23 protein-coding genes and 1 tRNA gene are annotated in these 25,912 nt (G+C 59.4%); 7 read left to right on the top strand and 17 right to left on the bottom strand.

Going from position 1 to position 25,912, the window contains the following annotated elements:
• Positions 1-10: 10 nt before the first annotated feature.
• The gene (locus VUN82_09775; GenBank protein XAS74089.1) at positions 11-325 is read right to left on the bottom strand and encodes a hypothetical protein; all 315 of its coding nucleotides are present in this window, start codon (positions 323-325) and stop codon (positions 11-13) included.
• A gap of 480 nt (positions 326-805) precedes the next feature.
• On the opposite strand from VUN82_09775, the gene VUN82_09770 reads away from it, so the two are divergent.
• Both VUN82_09770 and VUN82_09765 read left to right on the top strand, forming a co-directional pair.
• Positions 806-2,008, top strand: a complete 1,203-nt coding sequence (locus VUN82_09770; protein ID XAS74088.1) for a hypothetical protein — start codon at positions 806-808, stop codon at positions 2,006-2,008.
• Entirely contained in the window at positions 2,005-2,448 is a 444-nt protein-coding gene (locus VUN82_09765) for a hypothetical protein (protein ID XAS74087.1), read from the top strand. The genes VUN82_09770 and VUN82_09765 overlap by 4 nt, the downstream gene beginning before the upstream one ends.
• 338 nt (positions 2,449-2,786) lie before the next feature.
• Here VUN82_09765 and VUN82_09760 read toward each other — a convergent pair whose 3' ends face one another.
• From VUN82_09760 to VUN82_09750, 3 genes are all read right to left on the bottom strand, one after another.
• Complete coding sequence (locus tag VUN82_09760) at positions 2,787-3,467, bottom strand: hypothetical protein (GenBank protein XAS74086.1); 681 nt, start codon at positions 3,465-3,467, stop codon at positions 2,787-2,789.
• Between the two features lie 399 nt (positions 3,468-3,866).
• On the bottom strand, positions 3,867-4,397 hold the full coding sequence (locus VUN82_09755; protein ID XAS74085.1) for an NlpC/P60 family protein: 531 nt from the start codon (positions 4,395-4,397) through the stop codon (positions 3,867-3,869).
• Positions 4,398-5,740: 1,343 nt separating this feature from the next.
• Positions 5,741-6,640: a sigma factor gene (locus tag VUN82_09750; protein ID XAS74084.1), complete on the bottom strand. Its 900-nt coding sequence runs from the start codon at positions 6,638-6,640 to the stop codon at positions 5,741-5,743.
• A 182-nt stretch (positions 6,641-6,822) separates the two neighbouring features.
• Here VUN82_09750 and VUN82_09745 point away from each other — a divergent pair, with 182 nt between their 5' ends.
• Complete coding sequence (locus tag VUN82_09745) at positions 6,823-7,146, top strand: helix-turn-helix transcriptional regulator (GenBank protein ID XAS74083.1); 324 nt, start codon at positions 6,823-6,825, stop codon at positions 7,144-7,146.
• Here the strand turns inward: VUN82_09745 and VUN82_09740 are convergent.
• From VUN82_09740 to VUN82_09710, 7 genes are all read right to left on the bottom strand, one after another.
• The gene (locus VUN82_09740; protein ID XAS74082.1) at positions 7,100-7,606 is read right to left on the bottom strand and encodes a hypothetical protein; all 507 of its coding nucleotides are present in this window, start codon (positions 7,604-7,606) and stop codon (positions 7,100-7,102) included. The two genes, VUN82_09745 and VUN82_09740, sit on opposite strands and share 47 nt — an antisense overlap.
• Positions 7,607-8,044: 438 nt before the next feature.
• Positions 8,045-8,749, bottom strand: coding sequence for an alpha/beta fold hydrolase (locus VUN82_09735; protein ID XAS74081.1), 705 nt, complete (start codon positions 8,747-8,749; stop codon positions 8,045-8,047).
• Positions 8,689-8,892, bottom strand: coding sequence for a hypothetical protein (locus VUN82_09730; GenBank protein ID XAS74800.1), 204 nt, complete (start codon positions 8,890-8,892; stop codon positions 8,689-8,691). Before VUN82_09730 ends, VUN82_09735 begins: the two co-directional genes overlap by 61 nt.
• 347 nt (positions 8,893-9,239) lie before the next feature.
• On the bottom strand, positions 9,240-9,698 hold the full coding sequence (locus tag VUN82_09725; GenBank protein XAS74080.1) for a hypothetical protein: 459 nt from the start codon (positions 9,696-9,698) through the stop codon (positions 9,240-9,242).
• Positions 9,695-10,711, bottom strand: a complete 1,017-nt coding sequence (locus VUN82_09720) for a hypothetical protein (protein ID XAS74079.1) — start codon at positions 10,709-10,711, stop codon at positions 9,695-9,697. Before VUN82_09720 ends, VUN82_09725 begins: the two co-directional genes overlap by 4 nt.
• A complete protein-coding gene (locus VUN82_09715; GenBank protein XAS74078.1) occupies positions 10,708-11,199 on the bottom strand; it encodes a hypothetical protein in 492 nt (163 codons plus the stop codon). The genes VUN82_09720 and VUN82_09715 overlap by 4 nt, the downstream gene beginning before the upstream one ends.
• A gap of 193 nt (positions 11,200-11,392) precedes the next feature.
• Positions 11,393-12,451 (bottom strand): hypothetical protein, encoded by a 1,059-nt coding sequence (locus VUN82_09710; GenBank protein ID XAS74077.1) that lies wholly within the window; start codon positions 12,449-12,451, stop codon positions 11,393-11,395.
• A 104-nt stretch (positions 12,452-12,555) separates the two neighbouring features.
• Between VUN82_09710 and VUN82_09705 the strand changes: the two genes are divergently transcribed.
• From VUN82_09705 to VUN82_09695, 3 genes are all read left to right on the top strand, one after another.
• Positions 12,556-13,173: a hypothetical protein gene (locus tag VUN82_09705; GenBank protein XAS74076.1), complete on the top strand. Its 618-nt coding sequence runs from the start codon at positions 12,556-12,558 to the stop codon at positions 13,171-13,173.
• 4 nt (positions 13,174-13,177) lie between these two features.
• Positions 13,178-13,687, top strand: coding sequence for a hypothetical protein (locus tag VUN82_09700; GenBank protein ID XAS74075.1), 510 nt, complete (start codon positions 13,178-13,180; stop codon positions 13,685-13,687).
• Positions 13,688-14,332: 645 nt separating this feature from the next.
• Complete coding sequence (locus VUN82_09695; protein ID XAS74074.1) at positions 14,333-14,596, top strand: hypothetical protein; 264 nt, start codon at positions 14,333-14,335, stop codon at positions 14,594-14,596.
• 19 nt (positions 14,597-14,615) lie between these two features.
• Here the strand turns inward: VUN82_09695 and VUN82_09690 are convergent, their stop codons facing one another.
• Both VUN82_09690 and VUN82_09685 read right to left on the bottom strand, forming a co-directional pair.
• Positions 14,616-15,650, bottom strand: a complete 1,035-nt coding sequence (locus tag VUN82_09690) for a site-specific integrase (GenBank protein XAS74073.1) — start codon at positions 15,648-15,650, stop codon at positions 14,616-14,618.
• Between the two features lie 183 nt (positions 15,651-15,833).
• Positions 15,834-15,915, bottom strand: a tRNA-Leu gene (locus VUN82_09685).
• 198 nt (positions 15,916-16,113) lie between these two features.
• On the opposite strand from VUN82_09685, the gene VUN82_09680 reads away from it, so the two are divergent.
• The gene (locus VUN82_09680) at positions 16,114-16,719 is read left to right on the top strand and encodes a response regulator (GenBank protein ID XAS74072.1); all 606 of its coding nucleotides are present in this window, start codon (positions 16,114-16,116) and stop codon (positions 16,717-16,719) included.
• A 159-nt stretch (positions 16,720-16,878) separates the two neighbouring features.
• On the opposite strand, the gene pyk is transcribed toward VUN82_09680, so the two are convergent.
• The 4 genes from pyk to lgt form a co-directional block, all read right to left on the bottom strand.
• Positions 16,879-18,369: a pyruvate kinase gene (gene pyk, locus VUN82_09675; GenBank protein XAS74071.1), complete on the bottom strand. Its 1,491-nt coding sequence runs from the start codon at positions 18,367-18,369 to the stop codon at positions 16,879-16,881.
• Between the two features lie 55 nt (positions 18,370-18,424).
• On the bottom strand, positions 18,425-19,882 hold the full coding sequence (locus VUN82_09670; protein ID XAS74070.1) for a glutamate synthase subunit beta: 1,458 nt from the start codon (positions 19,880-19,882) through the stop codon (positions 18,425-18,427).
• Complete coding sequence (gltB, locus tag VUN82_09665; protein XAS74069.1) at positions 19,875-24,488, bottom strand: glutamate synthase large subunit; 4,614 nt, start codon at positions 24,486-24,488, stop codon at positions 19,875-19,877. Before gltB ends, VUN82_09670 begins: the two co-directional genes overlap by 8 nt.
• Before the next feature lie 260 nt (positions 24,489-24,748).
• Positions 24,749-25,903: a prolipoprotein diacylglyceryl transferase gene (gene lgt, locus VUN82_09660; protein ID XAS74068.1), complete on the bottom strand. Its 1,155-nt coding sequence runs from the start codon at positions 25,901-25,903 to the stop codon at positions 24,749-24,751.
• Positions 25,904-25,912: the final 9 nt, after the last annotated feature.

Genomic DNA, 25,912 nt, shown 5'->3' with positions numbered 1-25,912 from the left:
TCGCGAGAGTTTAGAAGCCCAATGGAAAGGCCGTCTGGGACCACAGTATGTATCCGTTGATGCCGCCGAGAATCGCTGCGACGGGACCTGTCCACAGAAGGATCACCCCGCCGCCTGACGCAAGCCGCGACGATTGACTCAGTTTGCCGGCCAACAACATCGCAGCTCCGATGATGGCCACGATCGCAATGACGATGAAGGCACCGACGAGGATGCCGCCGCCGATCTGCTTGAGTGACTCAAGAAAAGGAAAGTTCGCGTTTGGTGTGATCCCAGGATCCACCGCTGCCAGTACCATCTGGTGCTCCATCCAGTCGTTTTCCATGGAATGAGCTGATTGAGCTCACGACTTCATGGGGTTGGTGGATGGGTACGACATGACCTGGAAAACCACCAAACATCTGCATCGCTCGTGCGATTTGCGACGGGCTCGAGCACTCTGGGTTCAGACATCAACAAGTGGTTCGCTATCTGCAGTCGACCCCATTGCTCGGCGTATCACCAACACACCCCAGAGTTGTCTTCAGTGATAGAAGATCGGCCGACGAAGGTCGGAAAAGGCGATGGGTGGAATTCGACCCAACACGGATGCCGGGGCCCTCGTGTCATGAAGCGGTTTTCCGGGTCTCACCCTATTGAAACATTGCGCGATTCCAAGCCGCGGCGCGAACGAGGGCTGATCGATCAGGTGGTGGGGCGTCACGAACGACGGGAGTCTGCTGCATCATTATCCGGGCTAGGTGTCGAAGTCCTGTGTTGTGATCACGACGGTGTAAATTGCGATGGCATAAACAAAGAATAGGTAATGCCGAATAGCGACTGGTGTTTTGGGGGCTTCACGATGCGGGTAATGATTGCCGGTGAACAGGTGCCGATTGACCGATCGGTGTTCGTTGACCTCTTGGAGAACTCTGTGGTGAATGGTCGGGCACCGTACATCACGGCCCTTGAGAAGTCGAAGATCCAATATTCGGACCTCTTGGACCTTGCCCGGAAGGCCGAAGTCCCACACCCACTCTTCTTCGCGACTCCGGCCGTAGTGAAAGCACAATTGCGTAGTAAGAGCGAGAAGCTCCTGCAGGGAGTTGCACCGGAGACGTTCACCGTGAACTCACGAACAATAGTGAAACTGCGAGATGTCGAACTAATTGTGAAGGACCTCCTACGCAAACAGGCGCTGGCCCGGAAGTACGATCCCACGCTCGTGAAGAATACGATTGTCGGGCTGCTGCGCAAGCCAAGTCCTACCGTGCGTGAAGATGCCGTTGCTCTCGTCAGCGCGCTCGGGCTCGATCGTGATGAGATCCGTCGGGCTCGTAAGAAAGAAGCCGCACTGGATCTCATCATCGAGCGGCTCGAAGCCAATCAGGTGCTCGTTTCTCGAAGCGTACGAGGCTTCATGCCTCAACTTCTCGAAGTGCGCTTCAGCGGGATGACGGTGCGCGACTCGAAGGTGCCGTACATCTTCTTGGCTGGCGGCGACCACGGCGACTTCCAGGAACCGACCGGGCGACAGATCTTCACCCTCGTCCTGATGGCGGTTCTTGTTGCCCGCGGGATCTTCGCACCGGTCAGCTACGACGCGAGCAGCACCGCTCCTGACGTGGGCCGTGAGTACGACATAGTGGGTGAAATTCTCATGCCCGCGGCCGAGCTGCAGGGAATCATGCTCGAAGAACTGGACGATGTGAAGGCCGCGGCTGACCTGTTCAAGGTTACCCCTAGCGGCGTGGCGGTCAGAGCAATGCGCCTCGGGAGAATCACCCCCTTGACCGCGAACGGTTACCTGCATGAGCTCAAGGAAGAGTTCCTCACCCGGCAAAAGCCGAAACCGCGCCAGCCGAAGCCCGTCAACGCGATAAAGAAGTACAGCGGCCGCGACCTGACCGCCCGGATGCTCCGCGCGGTCGATGAGCGCCGGCTCTCCCAGCGCGAATTCTGCCGGGTCGTCTGCCTGAACCGCATCGGTCCAAGTGATCTCGGGGAACTAAAGGTGGCGCTCCGATGAACGAGGAGATGTACCTCATCGATAACAACGTGCTCTCCCACTTGTCGCCTGCACAGCGCGCGAGCGAGTTCTTCCGTACTCAATGCCGGATCCCGGCTGAGGTGCTCCATGAAGCCGGGCACGCCCACGCGGATGCATTCAGGGCGGTTGAGTATCCGACTACGGCGAGTGTTCTAACATTCCTCCAGAAAGTCATGGCCACCGTGCCCGAAAACGACATCTCGCTCGTGAACCTTTACGCAAACAAAGGCGCAGCGGACCCATTGCTTGTAGCATGTGCGCTGGACGGGATTCAACAATCCGAGACGTGGCTGTTCGGCCCGACATGGATCATCGTGTCCAACGACAAGGCCGTCCGCGCAAAGGGCGCAGAATTCGGCGTCGAATCGTGCACCCGCGAGGAGTTCGCCACCCGGACGCAGGGCAACTGGAATGCGTGAGCAACTTGACGGCTAAACAGCATGACCCTCCTCGCTACAGCGAAGGGGACACGCAGTGCGTTTCTCCGCAGAAGCGGCATGTCCGGTGGATCATGGCGCTCCCCGCAGCACGTAGGAGTCGGTTGCTGATAGCGCCGACTGTGCCGACTATCTGCGGCAGCGGATGGCCTCCGATAGCGATCCAGATGCTGACAAGGCCCTCAGTCGGCACGGCTCCGCCCGGCTGCCTGCCCTTCCGTCAGTCCGAAAAGCGGATATCGACGTGGCTGATCCTCAACGCCCCCTGCAGGGTTCCTCCAGCGCAAGTTCCGAGAACCCTGACGTGCTCTCGACACGGTCTAGCGGGATCGATCCTTCGGGGTTCGAAGCTCTGAGGGGACCTTGTCATCGACCATGCCTGGGTTAGGTGACGGCAAGCGCCGTTCGTCTATGTCGACTGTGTGGCGGTGCCATCCTGAGCCCACTTGGAACCTCGCCACCCAGACGCGGATGCCCCAGTCAGGGCGGCGCACTGCCTTGCCGCGGAACCATACCGAGCTGAGCCCTTCGGGAAGAACCAGGTCGCCAACGAGCTCGGCCCGACCTTCGTCGGACTCGTCCGAGAGCCGGTAGAAGTAGGACTCGACTCGGTGGCTTCGACCAAAGAGGAAGAGATGTCGCTCATCCGCCGGTTCAGCTCTCAGCTTCGCGATGTTGTCCCGCGCCCAGTCTTCATCCAGCAAGTCTGTGCAAACCTGATCAAGCTCGTTCAAACGCAGTGAAACCGAACCGCTTTCTGACTGTGGTTCGCCATCTCTCTTTGCCTGCGCCCACTTCTTCAAAAGCTCTTTGTCCGGGGGCGAAGTGATCTCGACGATGCCCCGGCGTCCCTTCACGCCCGGACTGGCCCAAGCGCCATCAGGTTTCTTGTTGCCTGCGCCTGCGTCCGCGAGGTAGATGTCGACCCCGAGGACGTTCTCCATGATGAGGAACGCGATTTCTTCCTCGCGGCTGGCCTTGGCTCCAATTGAATTGCTCATTGCCTTGAAGTATAACGGCGCTCGAACGAGGAACTTCGTGCGGTGTGGTTACCCCAGGATCGCAGATGAACTCAAGGACCTCGACTGAGGCAGGCCTGACGAGCGGAGGCGGACGTCCTCGCGTCCAGAGCGGGACGCCGACTCGGCCTGGGGGACCGACCGACGCAGTTGATAGCGCTCCACGGCGGCTGGCGTTGACCCCACGGAAATCGCTCCCCTACATCGACCAACTGATGACCCATGTCGGCCACCGCAGATTACTGGCCAGACAACGGACTGGGAAGTGTGCGAGCAGCAAGGCGCACGTCGAGACTCACCTCGCCCTGCAATACATCTGTCCACAACGAAGATGTATCTGGACCCCAAGCCATGACAACACCCTTCCGCCGTCGCGCCGGCCTACGACCCTAAGAGGTCGAAATAGGCACTACCCGGGTTCCAAGCGATTGGATGGAGCAAAGTGCCTGCAGACGGGTTGAGCGCGCTATACATCATCCCGTTTCCTGCGTAGATGCCCACGTGTCCCCAGTTGTATGGCCCTTGAGGGTTTTGGACAACAAGGTCTCCGATTTGTGGGCTGTCTGTCATTCGCCCGACGCGCCATTGTTCCACTCGCGGGAGCTCGATTCCTGCTTGTCGGTAAATCCACTGAACAAACCCCGAGCAGTCCCATGCCTTGAAAGCCGTGCCACCCCAGACGTAGGCACCACCCACACCCATCTGCGTGAAACGCAGAATGTCCTGCCTGATTTGAGACAAACCTTCTGCCGAGACAGGATCTGAAATGCCGCTCTCCCCCACGCTGCAGGTTGGGACCGTGGTAACACCCTGGAGCAGGTCAACGATGGCCGTGGCCTGCGGTTCCCATCGTGCGTAGAGCTCTGGAAACGCTGAAACTTGGACTGCTTGGGCTGCTTGCCCTTTGCTCATGGCAGACCATCCTGGCACATCCAGCAAACCTCGAGGGCTACCCTGGTTCGGTCCAGACGGCCCGCCATAGAATGCCCGGGCGTTGTAAGTGACATCCATCAGCTCTGCAACGGTCCCCCATCCGGCCGCTGGTCGCTGTTGTGCAGAACCTACCGAGTCGTGGTCACTCCCAACCCCGTCATGAGGATACTGAAATGACGCGGGAACACTCGCGTTAGCGAGCATACGGAGGGTCGACTCCTGGAGAGACATCATTATGGCGATCACCATCGCCTCCCGAGGAACGCCAAGTTGCTTCCCGACGGAAATGTACCCCTGCGCCACAGCAATCTGCCCTGCGGAGAGTCCAACGGCGTGACCATCCGGCCGAGATCCACTGTTCTCGAGGACGTTTTGTGTGACGGCGCCGCCGCTGGACACACACCCGACAGGTGATTGCGGCCTATCCCCCGCCAGGGCTATAGCGACAGCACTGACTACGACACCCAGAGAAAGCACAATCACGAGAACGACGGCGGTTGCAGCCCGCAAGAGCGTTGTGCGCCTGGCTAGGGCCATCACCAAAGCCGGATGCGGCATCAGTAGACAATTCTGCTGGCGGACGTATAAAAGCCAACCATCTGGCACCGATCTGGCGGCGCGGTGGCCGCCGGCGGGCAATTGACCATTATGCTGACCGGTGCTGTATATGAATTGCTGCTACTCACCGTGTGGTCAACGACCTTAAGCCGAACCGTACAGACATGAAGCCCCGCCCACGGAGCCGGACGTTCGCGAACCTTTATGAGTTCGTTGTCGCATGCCATGGATTCGACCGTTGCCACCCGGTACGCACCTTGGCCCGCAAGCGAAGCGAAGGATCCCGCATTGATGCCCGTTGCCTCAAACTCCTGGACGAGCACAGCCAATGGATTCGATCCGTCAGGGAGGACGAACCACCAGCCCCGAAGTCGGGCAAACACGTCCGAATAGGACGAAGTTCGAGTATCCCAGCCGTAGATGGCCACGGCAGCCGCAGATGCAAGCGCCCGGTAGTTGGCAGTCGTAGGCGGAACCGACACTGGCGCTTTAGCGAGCGGAGCTGACGTCGTTGGTTTCGGCGCAATCGTCGGGGAAATGCTCGGAAGAGCCTTACGCGTTGGAGACTCTGCCGGAGGCGCATCCGCCCCTGTCGTTGACGGAGACTCTCGCGGTCCGACTAGGACGAGGATGAGGGCACCGAGGAGTATCGCCAACGTTAGGCCAAAGGCCCACCGACGAGTTCGGCGCCCGCGCCAAAGGGATTCCGCCATGCTTGCCTCCTAAGCCTGTTCATGGCTCAACGTGCCAATGAGCAACCTGACTCAAACAGTCGAAGTCATTGAACTGCGAATGACTCGCCATGCCGTTTGGTAGAGGCGACGGGCAGTGCCGATTTGAACCGCCACATACCGATCAGTGACTTTGAATTCCTCGGCGACCGCGGCAATGGCAGCCCGCCTTTCGACGCCATGATGTTCCGGAAGGACGATTGCTTCGGCCACCCCTCGCAGCAGCGGACTCGGCAGACAACCAACGGCGCACCGGCACAGGCCGGGCATGTCGTGCACAGCTTCCGGATCTACATCTAGCGCTTGGCTGATTGTCTTTGCAGTCTGCCGAACGGCGGTGACCGCATTCCAACGGCGACGGTCTTGCGGCGACGGAGGGGCATATCGTCGCGGCTCAGTAAGGCTGCCCACCGCAAGGCGCCATACAGGAGCTGACACCGCGGCTCGAGTCAACCCAAGCACCGTATGCGCCCATTCTTGGTCGATGATCTCCGCGACATCGCGGTAGTCTCGTGACACGACCAGCACCGTTAGCTGCTGGAGAACGTCCGAGCTCTCACCGTTGCCCGGATCTAAAAGCAGCGGCAGGGTCTTGTGCCCAAGTTCCTTACGGACGTGCGCGGCGCAGACATTGCCTGTGACGCCTTGCACCCAGGCCTCGAATGGAACTCCAGGGATCTGCCGGTAGTTTCCGCGTGCCACCCCGTCCCAAACAGCCATCCTGATGTCCTGCATGACATCGTCCACATCGCACGAGCGGCCGATCCGAGCCAAGTGCGAGGCGACGTAGCGATGCATGCCTTCGACTGCTCCCATCATTTGGTCGATGGGTACTGTCAGGGTGGGTGTCACCGGACTCAGCAGCGAAATGTCCACCGGGGATGGGTTTGAGTTCTCTATTTCAGCGTTGCCCGCCAGGTGTTCCAGGCTCATGGCTCTCACCGCTTCGACTAACGGATTCGAATATCTCCAGCGCCACCAGATGTGGCGAATCAACGTGGCTAGTAGCGATCTGACCACAACACAAGCTTCTAACAAATATTGTCAAAGATAATTAAAATATCGTCAAGACCCCAGTTCTTACTTTTTCCATGTTGTTCAGCAAGAATGGAGGCATGCCACGGATCACGCAGCCTCACGACGACGCCTGGTCGCCCGACGTTGAAGACGCAGTGGCGACGTTCGGGAACCGTTCCCGGAATGAGATTCTGAGATTCCTGACGGCAAATGGTCCTGCGTCCAGAGGGGACATCGTCGCAGCAGTCAGCGCCGGCGAGCCCAGCGTCGCCAAACACCTCATCGCACTTGAACAGGTCGGCGCCATTGAGGTCGACGTGGAAGCCGGACGGCGCCACGGCCGCTCTCCTCGCTACTCAGCGAATCCTGCCCGCATCAAGGAGTTACTGGACGCTCATCTTCGCTATGTCTTGGAGGAGTAGCTGCGGCACGCTCACCATTCGGATGCAAACCGATGTCCTTGTTTAGATACTCGGAGATGGCGCGCAGCGTTTCCGGCGAGACGTCACCGAGCGTCCTAACTGCGAAGGATTTCACCCGAGCTGCCCTAAGGGACTTCACGAACTCCAACTGCGAATCGATGCGATCCGGGATGTCGCCTTCGACTCCGTTCATCAAATAGGAGGGATCGACGTCGAACATCTCGCAGATAGCGGCGAGCAGCTGCGGATCACTAACCAAGCGTCCCGTACCGTCCTTCATATAGAACCATCTGGCTCTGGAGATCTTGATTCCTCGAGAGCGGAGCCCGGCCTCAATCTCCCGGAAAGTGACGGGTGAACCCCTCTCGGCTACAACGACATCGAGTAGCAGGTTTAGCCGGCGGGCGAGGGCGGCCTGCGGTGACAACGCGCCGTCGCGGCTAAGGTCTTTTGCCGGCATGCTCCACCCTTTCGACTGCCTCGTTCGATGAGAAATGATGCTGCGTTGCCATCAGTATTCCGCGAGCGCCGTGGCTAGACAATCCACTGCACATTCAATCTGTTCCGCGGCTCACCTGAGGCGTATCCTGTTGCTGTAGACCCGTCTACAGCAAGTATCTTCCACAATCCTGAGCCGTGGTTTGAATGTCGACATACATCTTGATGAACCGAACACGGAGCCAGATCCTTCGCTTCCTTATCAGAAGCGGGCCATCGTCCCCCTGCGTCCTGGCTTCAGGGCTTCAGACTTCTCAAGCAACTGTTCGGCATCATCTCTTCATCCTTGAGTCGGCTGGTTACGTTCAGGCTTTGGCTGACCAGCGTTACTCCGCCCACGCCTCAATCGTCGAGGGCCAGCTCATCGACCTAGCGGCCCAGTACTTCGTGCAAATGCCTCCTACAACTGCGCCGCCGCTTGCTCAGGACTAGTGCCGGCCAACGGGAGACTGTGGAACCAGTCCTCGACTGATTGCTCCCACTTTTCGGCGTCGACATTCCACTCCAAAGAGTGGCCCTGGGCTTCAAACTCCACCAACTTGATGAGGTCTGGCCTCAGGCTGGCAGCTTTCCTTGATGCTTCGAAAGGTGTTGTGTCGTCCTTCGCCCCATGGAGCACGAGGATCGGTTTGTTCAATTCAGATGCGCGCGCCAGCCAATCCAGGGAATCGAGACATATCGGTTCAGCAAGGCCGGTCACCCAGCGGAGGGCCTTTGATCGAAGAATAGTAAAGCCAAAGTGCACAAGCGGCCGAGGTAGTCCGGCCGCTTTGGCGTTCGCTGCCAGGGTCGTTCGCCAGTCGAAGACTGGCGCGTCGAGAACCATCCCGGCTACTCGCGAGGAATTCGGCGACAGGGCCGCTGCTTGAAGGGCGATTGCAGCGCCGAGTGACCATCCAAAAAGGACAATGCGTTCAGCGCCATTGGAAATGGCGTAGTTGATCCCGGCCTCGACGTCGCGCCACTCGCCTTGGCCGAGGTTGTAGCGGCCATCGTACGACGGCGGGGCGTCCCCGTCGTTGCGGAACGAGACTACCAGCGACGTCATTCCCAAACGTCCTGCGACTGGTATGCCGCGAAGAGTGCCTGCCCGTTTACCGCCCATGCCGTGGATATGGATAGCCCATGCTCCGGGAGTTGCGACACCAGCGGACGGGTCGAATCTCCACGCTGGGGCGACACCGTTATCGACTGGAATCTCAACGTCTTGGTACGGTAGACCAACCTGCCCAGGTTTCGAGTAGACATACCCGCTCCAGATACCGGCCCTAGCTTGTTTGAGGTCACCAGAGTCCACTCGTTCAACCTCCCGGATTACTGTGCTCCGGTCGTGATTAGACTGAACGACAGGTCCTAAGCACGCGTGACCCGTTCCCTGATCGAACCAAAAGCTGTAGCGTCCATGCGCTCGGGTTTGTTCAGTAGCCGGAAGTTCAATTTCGAGAGATCCGTCGCCCCGAGTGTGCACGGTACGAAGCTTCAACCCCTCACGGCGGCTGTATTTCGGGACTACAACCTGACGAGCAAAGTACGTTGCACCAGCGACGCCAGCAAGCAGAGCCGCGGATGCAGCAAGAAGTCCAATCTTCACAACCCTATGGCTGGTTGCTCCCGGCATCGTTCACCCCTTCGGCTCTCTTCCGTTCGTCGATTATTTGGCGGAGTCTCATCAGGGTATCGGGAGAGATCCCTTCCAACTGACGAGCGGCAAAGTTCCTTACACGGGACTCACGCAGGGTACGGAGAAGTTCCAGTTGAGCGTCTACGAGTTTGGGTATTTCCCCGGCATCATCGAGGAGGTAGTCACGGTCCACGCCGAAGAACTCGGCAAGATTCCGGAGCAGCATAGGATCATTTGCCAGCGAGCTGTCCCCGCTGCGCATGTAGGCCCAGCGGGAGCGGGAAAGCGGAGTTCCACGCTGACTCATATGCAGATTGATTTCGGGGTAGGTCAACGCCTCCGATCCCTCCGCCTCATAGAGGTCAAGAAGGAGGTTAAGCTTGCGCGCCAATCTGGTCTGAGGGCTTTCAGAGGAACTGGCATCATCCGTCATATCGCCTGTTCCCGCTTCCGTCTACGAACTGGAACTTGGCGCACGAAGGGTCCGGCAAGATAGTTCTCGGCAGCGTTCAGGACATTGAGGTCATGAATGTCCAAGGAGCTGCCTAGACCGGGCTCGACTAACAGTGCGTCCTGTACTTCAACAAGCATTCTATGGAGTCTTTGAGCCCGGTCCACTTGGCTGATCATTTCGGTGTCTCGCACCAGCCGTACGTCTTGCCGCTGCTTTGTCGTCTTTTCCCAGATCTTTGTGAGACCGCTGACCAGCTCCTCCTCAGTCACGGAATCCCTGTGGCGGAGAACTCGACGCGCTAAGGGCGGGATCGCCAAGCCCACGCACAGGAAGGCCATCGCCGCAACGACTGCCGCATCATAGATTGGCGAAACCGCACGCATAGCATCCAGGCGCCCCAGCAAATGCAAAATATCCATGACCAGCACTAGCGATACGAGGAGAACGGCGAAGCTACAGCCAACCCCGATGCAGGTAAATGCCGTGCGGAAGTAGGGTCTCAACATGTCCCCACGAAACCGGAAACACGTAACGCCGGTAACGCTAACCACATAGCCGATGTATCCAAACTGGATGGATGAGTAGAGGGCGGCAGACCACTGGTCACCGTAATCCACCATGAAACGAGTGGAACTGCCCTGGGTGACGATGGCACTGAAGCTGGCTGCAAGGCCCACGATCACTGCGGCCAGGAGAATAATGCCAACCCTGTCTCCCTTCTCGACCGCCTCTTCCGGCGTCGCCGCCCGGATGATTGCCCTCGAGAGAAAGTAGATCCCAACGACCATAGAGACATTGGCCAACAGGTCAACGTAGTTACGGCCGCCCAGAACCGAATCGATGACGCCGTAGACCTGATCGATGTTTAATGTCAGGGCTACTGAAATCGTGATGGCCGCCGTTAGCACGCTGTAATCACGCCGTCTCCGCAGGCCAGGCAGGAGGCAAACAACGAGTAGCCAAATTAAGACAGCAGCCACAACCTGAATCATTCGAAAACCCTCTCGAAGGACCTTGGCTCCCTTGCACTATTCCTGATCGCTGATGCGAAGAGATCCGCCAGCGACTCCGCTGCGGCCTCCAGCTCATCGGTGAAACTGCTTCGGGCTAGGACACGAGAGACAAGACCCACCGGAAGGTTCGGGAAGAGAACTCCTATGTAGTCGGCCGGAACGACAAGTTCGTCATGCCTCAAGACCATGTGCCCGAGCTCGTGAAGGACAAACTGTTGCCGGTGCAGTCCAGACGGACTGACGGCGTGCAAGATGATTTCGACGTCGTCCGTGGAAAGCCACAATCCACAGACAGAACCGCCATTAAGCACTCCGGCAGCTTCAATCTGAATTGGACGATGCCGGACAGCCTCGACAATTTTCACCAGGCGTTCCAAGTTCAGGTGAGTCGGAAGCGCCAAAGCATCGAAGGCAGTCGCTGCGCGGTCCGCAGGCGATTGTCCAGGGCTATATGGGTTTATTTTCATCGGCATCCCCAGTGATGCGTTTCCCCCGGTTCGTGGTGCCTAAGGCAAATTGCTGCGCAGCGCCGTGCGAACCCTCAACTCAATTGAACGCCCGCTCTCTGGACATGTCCAGAGAGCGGGCGCAATGGGTGTGGAGACGGTTGAGAGCGAGCCAGCCATGGCACCAGCTGGCTCTTGTCTATTACCCCTTCAGCTACTTTCCCGAGTTCTTAGCGAGGAGGTCTATGGCTTTCTCGGTCAAAGCGGAGGCTCCTCCGCCAGATGGTTCGCCCTTTATGGCTGGGTGGTCTCCGAAGGCTCTCGTAGCAAAAGACATCCTCAGTTGATCCCGAACTTCTTCGGAAGCGATAGGAGCCAAGAACGCCTCAAAGGTCTTCAATTGCACAGCGAGAGAGCCTGCCCAGTTCGCCATTGATCGATGCTGGTGGGCTTGCCTTGCGAGATAGGCGGCGAAAGCAAAAACCGCGGCTGTGATGATTGCGCGCTGTATTAAATGAACCCAATCGTTCGGCGCAATTGCGACTGCCGCCCAGCCAAAGCTTGGGCCCAATAGGAAGGCCCCCGCGGTCGCACCGGCAAAAATGGTACTTATTATCGTCCACATTCTGAATATTCCGGCAGTAGTGGATTCCGCGTCAGCCAAAGCTTTGTAGTGAGCAGCCATGACGCTCTCGCTGGTTACTCCTGCGGCTTCGGAGGCTTTGGACGCCGAGGCCTCCGTTCGATTTAGGGCCTGATTCGCTTGAGCCGCGATCCTGCGAAGGTGCGTCTGGGATTCGTACTGTCTGAGGATGTTTGCAGCGTCAGCAAGCCGCCTTCTGTGAATCTCTCCACGCTGACCCTCCATGCCAAAACTTCTAGCCGTCGCCAGCACACCATCGAGCTCTTTGGCTAGTTCACCGAGCGGAGCAGTCGCGGTGGGCAACCCCTTCAGCGTAGTTAAGATCTTGTCCAGTTGCGCGATGGCGGATTGAGCACGCTGAAGCACATCAGTTGTCACCCAGTGAATGGTGGCATCGCCGGCGGGAGTCTCCGCATCCTCCTCGAATCCAACGAGTATGTAATCGTCCTCCAAGACGGTCAGCCATGCATCGATCACAAGATCCACGGAAACGAGATCAATCTGGTCGTCGTCCTTGATGACTGGCACCAATTTACTGGCGTGCCCTTTCAACCGTTGAAGAGACTCAATAACGGCTGTCAAGATGTCGAATCGCGCCCGGAACGGTTCGGGATCTGCAACATCTGCCAACTTCAACTCCTTCTGTCTTTGCGAGTTCGCAACAGCACTTCATATGCCCCCGAACATTCACATGCGTAATCCTACGGCCAAGATGGATTGTGTACGTTTGGCGTATGGATATGGAGACAATCAGGCTCATAGGTGTTGGAGTCTGCACGCTGCTGGCGGGTGTTCTTGGGTCAGGGATTACGGCCTTTGTTACGGCCAGGAACAGCAGCAAACAGCGCATAGAAGATCGCTTCATTTGGAAGCGAGAGAAGGTACTCGAACTCGTGACTGAGACCCTCGAAGCGGGTAGAAATTTAGATGTCGTTGCCTATAGGGCCATCCGCAACAAGCTCTACCCAACGACGAAGGAGTTGTGGGACTTCAAACGCACCATGTATCGGCTCGGCGAGCACTTCCTAATCATGGACTCTGGGATCGTGGCAAAACAAGCGTGGCAGGTCACCATGATCGAGATTCATAGACTGAACGCAATCGATCACGAAATGGACGGCTCAGACCTTAAGAAATCGCTGGAAGACTGGTCCATAGAGTGTCGGCAGGTGAGAACCATGCTTCTGACAGCAATGAAGATTGACCTTGGTGACCCCAACACAAACAGTAAGAAGCACCGCGAAAACAAGAAGGCCTTTCAGGCGTTCCCTATGCTGGTAGAGCCAGAAGAGATGACGCCTAATTTCTATACTCGACTGGACGAAACTGAGAACCAGAAGGATCTAGGTTAGAACTATGGACTTCTTATTCCCGCTCCTTGGTGGAGCTGTGGGGGCCGCCGTCATCAACGGAATTGTGGGTTATCTCCGTCTTAAGGCAGATAGAAGCGATGCCGAATCCAAATGGACGAGAGATCGGAAGGATGCTCACGAAAGTTGGGTTAGGACCAAGAAGGAAGAGGCCTACACCGAGTTCCTTGAAGATGTTCAGACTTTCATACACCGCTACAGCCGGTACAACAATGAACACGGCAGCACGGTCAAGGAGGTTCTAGCGGCATCAGGAGTCGTCAAGAACCACCGCCTGTTACTGCTCGCCTCCACAGAGGTCCGGGCAGCCCAAAAATCTCTAGGTATGGAGATTAATAAAGCACGGCGCATTCTTTCACAGCCGCATCCCCCTAGGCCGAAGGATCCGGTTCTCTACGAACTCAGTAAGTCTTTTCATGAGAAAAGGGACGCGCTCCTCGCCGCCGCTCAGCGTGACCTTGGCTTGGCGGAGAGCAAGGACATTGATCCTGCTTAATGAGAGGTAGCCAAATGTCCCTGGTCATCCGGTGATATCAGGCCAACAGCTTTGGCATTGAATCCGACATAGGCAAGTGCACCATCCCGAGCTGGCTTCGGCCCTTTCGCATCATCTGGGGCTTTCTTTCATGAGCAAAGTCACGCTGGTTGCCTGGATAGTCGACGGCAGCTAGGTCATACCGCTGGCCGTGGCTGACTACCGCCAAGGCGTCATGTTGTGTCCGTAATCAGACAAGCAAGATAGGAAGCAAGTTTGGCCGGAATCATCACCATTCGTGGCGCAGAAGACCCCCTCTTCGCGCATTTGCGCCGAAACGAAGAGAACGTCTGCGCAAAACTGGCTTGGCTTTTGCGACCCGCTTGAGCCGGTTGCTTTGAACCCTGCTCTGCGAGTTAAAGCATTGAAAGGCTCGTCCACCCCACGGGAGACGCCAGGCGAATCCAACCCAGCCTCTGCTGTGGAAAGCATGATGCCGGCCGAATGGGCGCCGCAGGAGAACGGGCGGTTGCAGCGCATGGGCCCGCTTGTATGGTGGCAGACCGGTTTGCCCTTCCACGTAATGAAATGCCAGCAAGGTCATGTCCTCCTGGGCGAAATCTCGCATGAAATGCCAAGTTGGAACCCTGTAGGGAGCGGACAAACATGGATTTGGAATTCTTCGAACCTGCGGAAGCCGCAGCCCTCATGCGGTGCAGCGAAGGATGGCTGCGCGACGGCGCAGCTGCGGGTCGGTTCCCGCACGCGTGTTGGGGCAAGGGCAAGATCGTCTTCACGTCGGAGCACATTGCCGAAATAGCCAGGCTAAGTGAAATCCTCCCCGGCTCGCACCCGGCGTCGGCCCCAGGTGGCGGCCCAACCAGTACCCGACTCATAGGCACGAGGGCCCGCAATCGCCTCGTCTCCTGAGAACACTAACTTGAAAGCCCTAGCGCATAAACGCCGACACCGAACGCTCTGTCGCATCCGCCCCAGCCTGCAGCGCTTCCGGCATCAGGTGCCCATAAACGCCCTCTGTGGTCCGAGTCGATGCATGCCCAAGTCGACGAGAAATCGTGAAGATAGGTACACCGTCCTGAATTAGCCACGAGGCATGTGTGTGCCGTAGATCGTGAATGCGTGGATTCTTCCGCAGCCCACGAGCCTGGGCGGCCTTCACAGCCGGAACCCAATAGTGATGCCAGAACAGCTTGTGAACAATCCGTTCCCCCTTGGGCGTCGTAAACAGCAGATCGCCGCCAAGCCGTCCCGCCACCAAGGGAATCAGCAGCTCCACTAGGGCAGGATTCAGCCCGATGGTCCGCTTGCCAGCACCCGTCTTCGTTGGCCCGATGTAGAACTGGTTCTGCCCATCGCGCTTCCAGGCCTTGTTGATCCGAGCGGTGGCCGGCTTGGCCAACAAATCGATGTCCGCAACAGTCAGTGCCGTGGCCTCACCAAAGCGGGTTCCCGTCATGACCAAGAAGTTGGTGAAGTCCTTGTACCGCTCCCCCATGCCGTCCATGATCAACCCGAACTCGGCATGGGTGAGGAACATCATTTCGTCCTCGGCCTTCTCAACGCTTGGCAACTGCACGCCCCGGCACGGATTGCGCGTGATGTACCCCAGCATCTCCGCCGTGTTCATCGACGCAGAGATCAAGCCGTGCACATTCTTGATCGTCTTGGGCGACCGCCCCTTGGCCATCATTGACTTCACCCAGTAGGCAATCAAACGGTAATCAAGCTTGTCGACAGGAACGTGGCCGATGACCTTCTTCACATGTAGATCGAGCATGGTCTGATACGTCTTCACCGTTCCGCTCGACGGCCGGATCAGCAGGTCGATGTGTTCCTGAATAACCTCACCGACGGTCGGCACACGCTTCTGGTTAGTGAGGATCGCGTGCTGGGCGATTTCGAAGTTCTGCCCATTGGCGTCGAGCAGTCGCTTGAGCGTTTCTGCTTCGGATTCAGTGGCCACGGTGAGGCCCTGGGCTTTGCCAGTCTTGGGGTCACGCCAGCGGACCATGAAGGACTGGGAACCGTCCTTTTTGGGTCGTGTTGAGATGCTGGCCATAGATAAAACGCTACGCCGCTGTACACACTTTTAGGGGTTTTGTACACAGTCAGGGGCCATATAGGCCCCTGACCTGCGACAATACGGTGCCCGAGGTGGGACTCGAACCCACACACCTTTCGATACCGCATTTTGAGTGCGGCGCGTCTGCCAATTCCGCCACTCGGGCGCGGATTACCGGGAAGTTAATTCTCGCTGACTGCTCTCATTCCTGTGAGCAACGCGATCCTTTCCCAGCACGCGAAACTACTCTACATGCAGATAGGCTGTTTTTCAGAACTGGGCGCGCGAGTGCAACAAAATCATGTGCCGCAGCGGTCCACACTAAGATGGACTAGAACCCGCCGAACCTTTTCAAGGAGATCCCGTGACCGAACAGACGGAGTCCACACCCGCAGCCCAACTGGCCCGACGCGTCGTCGTTGCCGAGGATGAGACCCTCATCCGCTTGGACATTATTGAGATCCTGAAGGGCGAAGGGTACGACGTCGTCGGCGAGGCAGACAACGGCGAGAAGGCCGTGCAGCTGGCCGAAGAACTGAAGCCGGACCTCGTCCTCATGGATGTGAAGATGCCTGTCATGGATGGCATCTCGGCTGCTGAGAAGATCGTCAAGGCCCGCATCGCCCCCGTAGTCCTGTTGACTGCTTTCAGTCAGAAGGAACTTGTGGAGCGTGCCCGCGACGCCGGCGCCATGGCTTACGTTGTGAAGCCGTTTACGCCCGCTGACCTCATCCCGGCCATCGAGATCGCCCTGTCCCGCCACGAGGAGATCAAGGCCCTCGAAAACGAGGTTTCCGATCTCCAGGAGCAGTTCGCTACCCGCAAGCTCGTAGAGCGCGCCAAGAGCCTCCTGACCACCAAGATGGGCCTCACCGAGCCGGAGGCCTTCCGTTGGATCCAGAAGACCTCCATGGACCGTCGCCTCAGCATGCGTGAGGTTGCTGAAACGATCATCAACCAGGTCAACTAGCACCAAGCAATTAACGACGGCGGCCGGTCACCTCAGCGAAAGGTGACCGGCCGCCGTCGTGCCCTCTCACGGCACGAAGCCACACCAAAAGACAACACAAAAACAAAATGGGTCCCGCCAAACGGCGGAACCCACTTTGTTCAAACCAAACCCAGGAACTTATGCCCTGGTCTTGCTCTTCTTTTCCGGCCACGGACCCACAGGTTCCTTGCGCGAAGCATCAACCTTGGACGTGTCGGCGAGGTCGCCCACCTTGTGGACCTTCAGCGAGTTCGTGGAACCGGCCTGTCCGGGAGGGGAACCGGCAGCGATGACAACGAGGTCGCCTTCATCGACGATCTTCATGTCCAGGAGGCTACGGTCCACCTGTGCGGTCATTTCGTCGGTGTGGCCCACGGAGGGAACCAGCACCGGCTGGATGCCCCAGGTGAGGGCGAGCTGGTTCCACACGTGCTCAACAGGCGTGAACGCGAAGACCGGCTTGACCGGACGCAGACGCGACAAACGGCGTGCCGAGTCACCGGACTGGGTGAAAGTACAGATGTACTTTGCGTCCAGCTGGTCGGCGATTTCGACGGCGGCACGGGTGATGGCGCCACCACGGGTCTTGGGCTTGGTACCCAGCGGGGGGACGCGCTCGAGGCCGTGTTCTTCGGTGGACTCGATGATCCGGGCCATGACCTTGACGGTTTCGATGGGGTACTGACCCACCGAAGTTTCGCCGGACAGCATGACTGCGTCGGCGCCGTCGAGAACTGCGTTTGCGCAGTCGGAAGCCTCGGCACGCGTCGGACGCGGGTTGTCGATCATGGATTCCAGGACCTGAGTTGCCACGATGACCGGCTTGGCCCAGCGGCGTGCAAGTTCAATGGCGCGCTTCTGGACGATCGGCACCTCTTCGAGCGGAAGCTCAACACCGAGGTCGCCACGGGCAACCATGATGGCGTCGAACGCATCGATGATTTCGTGGAGCTGGTCCACAGCCTGGGGCTTTTCGATCTTGGCGATCACCGGAACGCGGCGGCCCTCTTCGTCCATGATTTCGTGGACGCGCTTGATGTCAGAGGCGTCGCGGACGAAGGACAAGGCAACCAAGTCCACGCCACGCTTGAGGGCCCAACGGAGGTCGTCCTCGTCCTTTTCGCTCAGTGCGGGGACGTTCACGGCAACACCGGGCAGGTTGATGCCCTTGTTGTTGGACACCTTGCCACCGACGGTAACGGTGGCGACAACCTTGACGTCGTCAACTTCGATGGCGCGAAGGGCAACCTTGCCGTCGTCGATCAACAGGGCATCGCCCACGTTGACGTCTTCGGTGAGGCTCTTAAGCGTGGTGGAGCAGATGTCCTTGGTACCGGGGACGTCTTCGGTGGTGATAGTGAAGATGTCGCCAACAGCAAGCTCGTGCGGGCCGTCAACAAAGCGGCCAAGGCGGATCTTGGGACCCTGGAGGTCAGCCATGATCGCCACGGGCTTGTGCAGTTGCGCCGCAGCCTTGCGGACATTCTCGTAGGTGATGTCGTGCACGGAGTAGTCGCCGTGGCTCATGTTCATGCGGGCAACGTCAACGCCGGCTTCCAGCACTGCGAGAGTGTTGTCGTAGCTGGAGATTGCCGGGCCGAAAGTTGCCACAATTTTCGCGCGTCTCATATACCTACCCTAAGTAGTGTGCTGCTGATTGAGTTAAAGATCATTCCTGCCGGCGCTATAAGACCGCGATTGCCCGGTCGGTGGGGGCGACCGGTGCCGGAAGGATTGTGCTTCCCATGAGGAACTTGTCCACTGCCGCCGCGCATGCACGGCCTTCGGCAATGGCCCACACAATCAGGGACTGGCCACGTCCGGCGTCACCGGCAACAAACACGCCCTCGGTGTTCGTCATGTAGTAGCCGTCGCGGGCTACGTTGCCCCGACCGTCGAATTCTGCACTGACCTGCTCGGTGATCCCGGACGGTTCAGCACCGGTGAAGCCGAGGCTCAGGAAGACGAGGTCAGCCGGAATGATCCGTTCGGTTCCGGCCTTCGGCAGGCGCTTGCCATCCACGAACTCCGTTTCGGCAACCTTGACCCCGGTGAGCTTTCCGTTCTCGCCAACAAACTCCACCGTGGATGCCAGGTACGTACGCTCGCCGCCTTCTTCGTGGGCGCTGGCGACCTCAAAGAGTGTGGGGAACGTCGGCCACGGCTGGTGCCCTGCACGCTCAAGAGGCGGCTGCTTGCCGATCGCGAGCGTCGTAACGGAAGCCGCCTGGTGACGGTGTGCTGTACCGATGCAGTCCGCGCCGGTATCGCCGCCACCAAGGATGACCACATGCTTGCCACGGGCGTCGATGTGATTTTCCGGGCTCTCCCCCGCCACTACGCGGTTGGAGGGAACCAGGTAGTCCATGGCGAAGTGGACACCCTCAAGGTCACGACCCGGAATGGGCAGATCGCGGGGAACTGTAGCCCCGGTAGCAATCACGACGGCGTCGTAACGGCGGCGCAGCTGTTCCCAAGTCACGTCCGTACCGACTGCGACGCCGGTGCGGAAGCGGGTGCCTTCGGCCTTCATCTGCTCCAGGCGGCGGTCAACCTGTTCCTTCTCCATTTTGAAGTCGGGGATGCCGTAGCGGAGCAGGCCGCCGATCTTGTCGTCACGTTCGTACACGGCAACCGTGTGACCGACGCGGGTCAGCTGCTGTGCAACTGCGAGGCCTGCAGGACCGGACCCCACCACGGCAACCGTCTTGCCTGTGAGGCGCGTCGGCGGAAGGGGATGGACCCAGTCGTTGTCGAAGGCTTCATCAATGATGGAAACCTCAACCTGCTTGATGGTCACGGCAGGCTGGTTGATACCCAGCACGCAGGACGCTTCGCAGGGTGCCGGGCACAGACGGCCGGTGAACTCCGGGAAGTTGTTCGTGGCGTGGAGGCGTTCAATCGCTTCCTCACCCTTGTCCCGCCACACGAGGTCGTTCCACTCGGGAATCAGGTTGCCCAGCGGGCATCCCTGATGGCAGAACGGAACGCCACAGTCCATGCAGCGGCCGGCCTGGCTCTTCAGGACACCCTTTTCCTGGGCTTCGTAAACTTCTTTCCAGTCCATGATGCGGACCGGAACGGGACGGCGTGGCTGCGTCTCGCGCTGCCGGACTTTCAGAAATCCGCGTGGATCAGCCACCGGTTACCTCCAGGATTCGAGACCATACTTCTTCGCCGTCGGGGTCAAGGCCCTCTTCGATGGCGTCGAGGCGGGTTTGCAGGACTGCGGCGTAGTCGCGTGGCAGTACTTTGGTGATGCGGGCGGCGGTGTCGTCGAAGTTCTCGAGCAGACGGCCGGCCAGGACGGATTCGGTTTCCTCGGCGTGCTTGGTGAGCAGGCCGTGGACGATGTCGCGGTCCTCGGCGTCCAGCTCAAGGAGCTGAAGTTCACCGGAGTCCAGTGCATCCTTGTTGACCCGCTCATGCTGCAGGTCAAGCACGTAAGCAGTACCACCGGACATGCCGGCACCGAAGTTGCGTCCGGTACGGCCAATGATCAGCGTCTGGCCACCGGTCATGTACTCGCATCCGTGATCGCCAATACCTTCGACGACGGCGGTCGCACCCGAGTTACGCACCAGGAAGCGTTCACCAACCTGGCCACGCAGGAACATCTCACCGCTCGTTGCGCCGTAACCGATGACGTTGCCGGCAATGACGTTGCGCTCGGCCTGGAACACGTTGGTGCGGTCCGGGCGGACGATGATGCGTCCACCGGAGAGGCCCTTGCCAACGTAGTCGTTGGAGTCACCGTACATACGCAGGGTGATGCCCGCAGGCAGGAAGGCGCCAAGCGACTGGCCGGCCGTGCCGTTGAGCGTGATGTCGATCGTGTCCGTCGCCAGCACATCGGTACCGAACGTCTTAGTCACCACGTGGCCGAGCATCGTGCCCACGGAACGGTCCGTGTTGATGACGTCCAGGGTGATCTTGACGGGCATCCGGTCGCTGAGCGCTTCGGCGGCCATGGTGATGAGCCGCTGGTCGAAGTGCTTGTCCAGCTCGTGGTTCTGCGTGGTCATGTTGCGCAGCGGCACGTCGTCGTCAAACTCAAGACCGTGCAGGATCGGATCCAGGTCCAGGCCTTCGGCCTTCCAGTGGTCGATCGCTTCGCGGGTGTCCAGCACCTCGGCGTGGCCGATCGCCTCTTCGAGGCTGCGGAAACCGAGCTCTGCGAGGATTTCGCGGACTTCTTCTGCGAGGAACTCGAAGAAGTTGACCACGAACTCAGGCTTGCCGTTGAACCTCGAACGCAGTTCAGGGTTCTGGGTAGCAACACCAACGGGACAGGTGTCCAAGTGGCAAACCCGCATCATGATGCAACCTGAGACAACCAGCGGAGCCGTTGCGAAACCGAACTCTTCACCACCCAGCAGGGCGGCAATGACCACGTCACGGCCTGTCTTGAGCTGGCCGTCCACCTGAACCACCACGCGGTCGCGGAGACCGTTGAGCATGAGCGTTTGCTGGGTCTCGGCCAGGCCAAGTTCCCACGGCACACCTGCATGCTTCAGCGAGTTCAGCGGCGAGGCGCCGGTACCGCCGTCGTGACCTGAAACAAGCACGACGTCGGCCTTCGCCTTGGTCACGCCGGAGGCCACAGTGCCGATCCCGACTTCCGAAACCAGCTTCACGTGTACACGGGCCGAAGGGTTGGCGCGCTTGGCATCGTAGATGAGCTGCGCGAGGTCTTCGATCGAGTAGATGTCGTGGTGCGGGGGCGGGGAAATGAGTCCGACGCCGGGCGTAGAGTGGCGCGTCCGGGCTACCCACGGGTAGACCTTCTGGGCCATCAACTGGCCACCCTCGCCGGGCTTGGCACCCTGGGCCATCTTGATTTGGATGTCGTCAGCGTTGGTCAGGTAGAGGCTGGTGACACCGAAGCGGCCGGAAGCAATCTGCTTGATGGCAGAACGGCGCTCCGGATCCAGCAGGCGGTCAACGTCCTCGCCACCTTCACCGGTGTTGGACTTGGCGCCCAAACGGTTCATGGCGATAGCGAGTGTCTCGTGGGCTTCCTTGGAGATCGAGCCGTAGCTCATGGCGCCGGTGGAGAAACGCTTGACGATGCTGGAGACCGACTCCACTTCCTCAAGCGGCACGGCCGGGCGGACGTCACTCTTGAACTTGAGCAACCCACGCAGTGTCATCAGGTTCTCGGACTGATCGTCAACGCCCTTGGTGTAGGCCTTGAAGATGTCGTAGCGACGCTCACGCGTGGCGTGCTGCAAGCGGAACACAGTCTCCGGGTTGAAGAGGTGTGGTTCACCGTCACGGCGCCACTGGTACTCGCCGCCGCCGAGCAACGGCTGGTGCGGGTGCTCGATTCCGCCCTCGGGGTACGCCATCTGGTGCCGTGCGGAAACTTCGGCGGCAATAACGTCCAGGCCCACGCCACCCAGTTGGGAGTGCGTACCCGAGAAGAATTCGTCAACGAGTTCCTGCGACAGGCCCAGTGCCTCAAAGGTCTGGGCGCCGGTGTAGGAGGCAACTGTGGAGATGCCCATCTTGGACATGATCTTCAGGACACCCTTGCCGAGGCCCTTGATGAGGTTGTAAACGCCGTCTTCCGGAGTCACGCCCTCAACGTCGCCGTTGGAGATCAGCTGTTCAACCGATTCCATGGCGAGGTAGGGGTTCACTGCCGATGCGCCATAGCCAATGAGTACGGCGACATGGTGCGTCTCGCGGACGTCGCCGGCCTCAACCACGAGTGCCGTCTTGGTGCGGTTTGCACTGCGGAGCAAGTGGTGGTGGACAGCGCTGACCAGCAGGAGCGAGGGAATGGGTGCCCACTGCGCGTTTGAGTCACGGTCGGACAGCACAACATACTGCACGCCACGGTTGATCGCGCCGGAAACCTGCTCGCAGATCTCTGTCAGGCGGGCACGCAGTGCCGCTTCCCCACCCTCCGGACGGTAAAGGCCACGTACCTTCATGGCGATGCGGTCGCCGTCGGCGTTTTCGATGTTCGAGATCTTGGCGAGTTGATCGTTGTTGATCACGGGGAAGGGCAGGGAGATCTGCGGTTGGCGGACCTGCTTGCCATCCAGGAGGTTGCCGTTGGGTCCGATGGCGCACTTCAGTGACGTCACCAGCTCTTCGCGGATGGCGTCCAGCGGCGGGTTGGTGACCTGGGCGAAGGACTGCACGAAGTAGTCGAACAGCAAGCGCGGGCGCTTGGACAACACGGCAACCGGGGTATCGGAACCCATGGCACCCAGGGGCTCGGCACCCGTGCGGGCCATGGGGCCCAGCAGGATCTTCAGTTCCTCAGTGGTGTAACCGAAGGTCCGCTGGCGGATGTTCACCGATGCAGCGGTGTGGCGTACGTGCTCGCGCTCGGGGAGCTCGTTGATGTCGATCAGGTTGTCCTTGAGCCATTCGGCCCAAGGGTTGGCTGCAGCGACCTCGGCCTTGACCTCGGCGTCGTCGATGATGCGCCCGGCTTCTGTGTCCACCAGGAACATCTTGCCCGGTGCGACGCGACCCTTCTTGACCACGTTGGAAGGTTCGACCTCGATAACGCCCACTTCCGAGGCGAAAATGATCAGGCCGTCTTCAGTGATCCAGTAACGTCCCGGGCGCAGACCATTACGGTCCAGCGTTGCGCCAACGAGGTTGCCGTCAGTGAAGGAGACAGCGGCAGGACCATCCCACGGCTCCATGAGCAGCGAATGGTATTCGTAGAAGGCGCGACGGGCCGGATCCATGGTGGCGTGGTTCTCCCACGCCTCCGGGATCATCATCATGATCGAGTGCGTGATTGGCCGGCCGGACAGCCACAGGAGCTCGGCTACTTCATCGAAGGAAGCAGAGTCCGAGGCACCCGGGGTGCAGATCGGGTACAGCTCTTCCGGGGTGTCGCCCAGCAGCGGGCTGGCCAACTGTGACTGGCGTGCACGCATCCAGTTGCGGTTGCCCTTGACCGTATTGATTTCGCCGTTGTGGGCGATGGTGCGGAACGGCTGCGCCAAAGGCCACGACGGGAACGTGTTCGTGGAAAAGCGTGAGTGGACAATGGCCAGCTTCGTCTTGAAGCGCTGGTCCGAAAGGTCCGGGTAGAACGGCTCCAACTGGGCCGTCGTCAGCATGCCCTTGTACACAATGGTGCGCGAGGACAGCGACGGGAAGTAGACGCCGTACTTGTTCTGAGCGCGCTTGCGGATTCGCCAGGCGCGTGAGTCAAGTTCATTGCGCTCAAGCTGCTCGCCGGTAGCGGAAGCAAAGAAAGGCTGCGAGAAGTACGGCATACATGCCCGTGCCATGGCACCCACCAGGTCTGCGACAACCGGAACTTCACGCCAGCCAAGGACAGTGAGGCCCTCATCTGTTGCAAGGGCTTCGATGCCGGCCTTGGCCGTAGCTGCTTCGCGCGATTCAGCAGGAAGGAAGGCGGTGCCCACCACGTACTGGCCCGGAGCGGGCAGTTCGAATTCGGTGACGGCCCTGAAGAACTCGTCCGGAACCTGCATCAGCAGGCCCGCACCGTCGCCAGTACCTTCATCGGCGCCCACGGCGCCGCGGTGTTCGAGATTGCGGAGGGCAGTCAGAGCCGCTTCCACGATGTCGTATCCCGGTTCCCCGCGGAGCGTGGCAATAATTGCCAGGCCGCAGGCGTCCTTCTCCTTGTCCGGGTTGTAAAGACCCCGGGCCTCCGGAAGCGCAGCAAAGCGCTTGAATGGAGACATGGCACCCTGCGGTTCGATATTTTCGGACCAACCGGGGTTATGAAGATGGGTCATGGGAGACGTCCTTCCTCGTGATCGTGCGTATGGAAGGGACAACGTTGGCCCCACCTTGCATGCCCTTGTGATGGGCACAACAAAGCGCTAGTTATTGGAATTGTAGGCCAGCCAATCAAGCGCAACGAACAGTTACGCAGACCACTGGCCCCGGCTTGACCAGTGAACATCGGTATGCTGCGATCCGGTTTCCGGGGTGCCACGACGCTGTGGACTGGGCCCTACGAGCGGTGACTCTGTTGCCCCTTTGCCGGAAGCGACTACTTGGTGTCGTCAGCTTCCAGCGAGGATCCGGGGGCCTTCCTTGCGGCAGTCGCAGCAGATTCCGATTCCGCCTTGGACGGTGAGTCCTTTGCCGAATCTCCTGCTGCATCCTGCGGCTCGTCAACGTGGCCCGGATCGCTTTGGTTATCTGGGAGATTACCACGGGAACCACTATCCGAGACAGATGGGTCCACATCATGACTGGTGACGCTCGTCACGGATGCCTCATCTTTGGCCGGCATGGCTTCAGGTTCCTTGCCCGGTAAATAAGGGGTATCCGGCTGCGGCCGTCCTCCCCTGCCGAGAACAAGGAAGATAACCAGCGCCGCAATGAAGACGAAGATACTCGTCCACACGTTCAGCCTGGTGGTGATCCCGAAGAGGCTGATTTGCTCGGCGTCGTCAATCCTGAGCGCTTCGATCCACACGCGGCCCAGCGTGTAATACATCGCGTAGAGCCAGAACAGGCGTCCGCGGCGGAAGTGGAACTTCCGGTCCAGCAGGAGCAGAATGGCGACGCCCAGGATGTTCCACAGGAATTCATAGAGGAACGTCGGGTGGAAGAGCGTGTCTGCCGGCATACCCGCTGGGAAGTTGGCGTTTGCAGGGTCAATCTGGAGTCCCCACGGCAACGTGGTGGGAGCGCCGAAGAGTTCCTGGTTGAACCAGTTGCCCCAACGGCCGATCGCCTGGGCAAGCAGCAATCCGGGAGCCGCGGCATCCAGGAACGCCGTGAGCTTGACGCCCGCCCGACGGCAACCGATCCAGGCACCCACGGCGCCAAGCAGCACGGCGCCCCAAATACCCAGGCCGCCTCGCTGTATCTGCGGAATCAGGGAGAGGTCACCTGTGCCATCGAACCCAGGGCCAAAGTAAGCATCCGGGGACGAAAACACGTGGTAAAGCCGGCCACCGATGATGCCGAAAGGAATCGCCCAAATGGCGATATCCCACAGGCTGCCCTCCGGGGCTCCACGGCGCTTCCATCGGGCGGCCGTCAGCCAGAGGCCGATGATGATGCCCGCCAAGATGCAGAGGGCGTAAGCGTGGATACGCAGCGTCCCCCACGGCAGCGGAATGTCGAAACCGGACCACGATGGGCTCGGGATGCTCAGTGGAACCATTGCCGCTGCGTGGAGGACGGTCTGCATGGGCTTCGC

It is taken from the genome of Micrococcaceae bacterium Sec5.1 (assembly GCA_039636795.1).
Lineage (GTDB): Bacteria > Actinomycetota > Actinomycetes > Actinomycetales > Micrococcaceae > Arthrobacter.
This window is presented reverse-complemented; position numbering and strand designations above follow the sequence as displayed.

Coding starts and splice junctions, on each gene's coding strand:
- VUN82_09775 (XAS74089.1), bottom strand. CDS start 325: ATGGAAAACGACTGGATGGAGCACCAGATGGTACTGGCAGCGGTGGAT.
- VUN82_09770 (XAS74088.1), top strand. CDS start 806: ATGCCGAATAGCGACTGGTGTTTTGGGGGCTTCACGATGCGGGTAATG.
- VUN82_09765 (XAS74087.1), top strand. CDS start 2,005: ATGAACGAGGAGATGTACCTCATCGATAACAACGTGCTCTCCCACTTG.
- VUN82_09760 (XAS74086.1), bottom strand. CDS start 3,467: ATGAGCAATTCAATTGGAGCCAAGGCCAGCCGCGAGGAAGAAATCGCG.
- VUN82_09755 (XAS74085.1), bottom strand. CDS start 4,397: ATGAGCAAAGGGCAAGCAGCCCAAGCAGTCCAAGTTTCAGCGTTTCCA.
- VUN82_09750 (XAS74084.1), bottom strand. CDS start 6,640: ATGAGCCTGGAACACCTGGCGGGCAACGCTGAAATAGAGAACTCAAAC.
- VUN82_09745 (XAS74083.1), top strand. CDS start 6,823: ATGCCACGGATCACGCAGCCTCACGACGACGCCTGGTCGCCCGACGTT.
- VUN82_09740 (XAS74082.1), bottom strand. CDS start 7,606: ATGCCGGCAAAAGACCTTAGCCGCGACGGCGCGTTGTCACCGCAGGCC.
- VUN82_09735 (XAS74081.1), bottom strand. CDS start 8,749: ATGGGCGGTAAACGGGCAGGCACTCTTCGCGGCATACCAGTCGCAGGA.
- VUN82_09730 (XAS74800.1), bottom strand. CDS start 8,892: ATGTCTACTCGAAACCTGGGCAGGTTGGTCTACCGTACCAAGACGTTG.
- VUN82_09725 (XAS74080.1), bottom strand. CDS start 9,698: ATGACGGATGATGCCAGTTCCTCTGAAAGCCCTCAGACCAGATTGGCG.
- VUN82_09720 (XAS74079.1), bottom strand. CDS start 10,711: ATGATTCAGGTTGTGGCTGCTGTCTTAATTTGGCTACTCGTTGTTTGC.
- VUN82_09715 (XAS74078.1), bottom strand. CDS start 11,199: ATGAAAATAAACCCATATAGCCCTGGACAATCGCCTGCGGACCGCGCA.
- VUN82_09705 (XAS74076.1), top strand. CDS start 12,556: ATGGATATGGAGACAATCAGGCTCATAGGTGTTGGAGTCTGCACGCTG.
- VUN82_09700 (XAS74075.1), top strand. CDS start 13,178: ATGGACTTCTTATTCCCGCTCCTTGGTGGAGCTGTGGGGGCCGCCGTC.
- VUN82_09695 (XAS74074.1), top strand. CDS start 14,333: ATGGATTTGGAATTCTTCGAACCTGCGGAAGCCGCAGCCCTCATGCGG.
- pyk (XAS74071.1), bottom strand. CDS start 18,369: ATGAGACGCGCGAAAATTGTGGCAACTTTCGGCCCGGCAATCTCCAGC.
- gltB (XAS74069.1), bottom strand. CDS start 24,488: ATGACCCATCTTCATAACCCCGGTTGGTCCGAAAATATCGAACCGCAG.
- lgt (XAS74068.1), bottom strand. CDS start 25,903: ATGCAGACCGTCCTCCACGCAGCGGCAATGGTTCCACTGAGCATCCCG.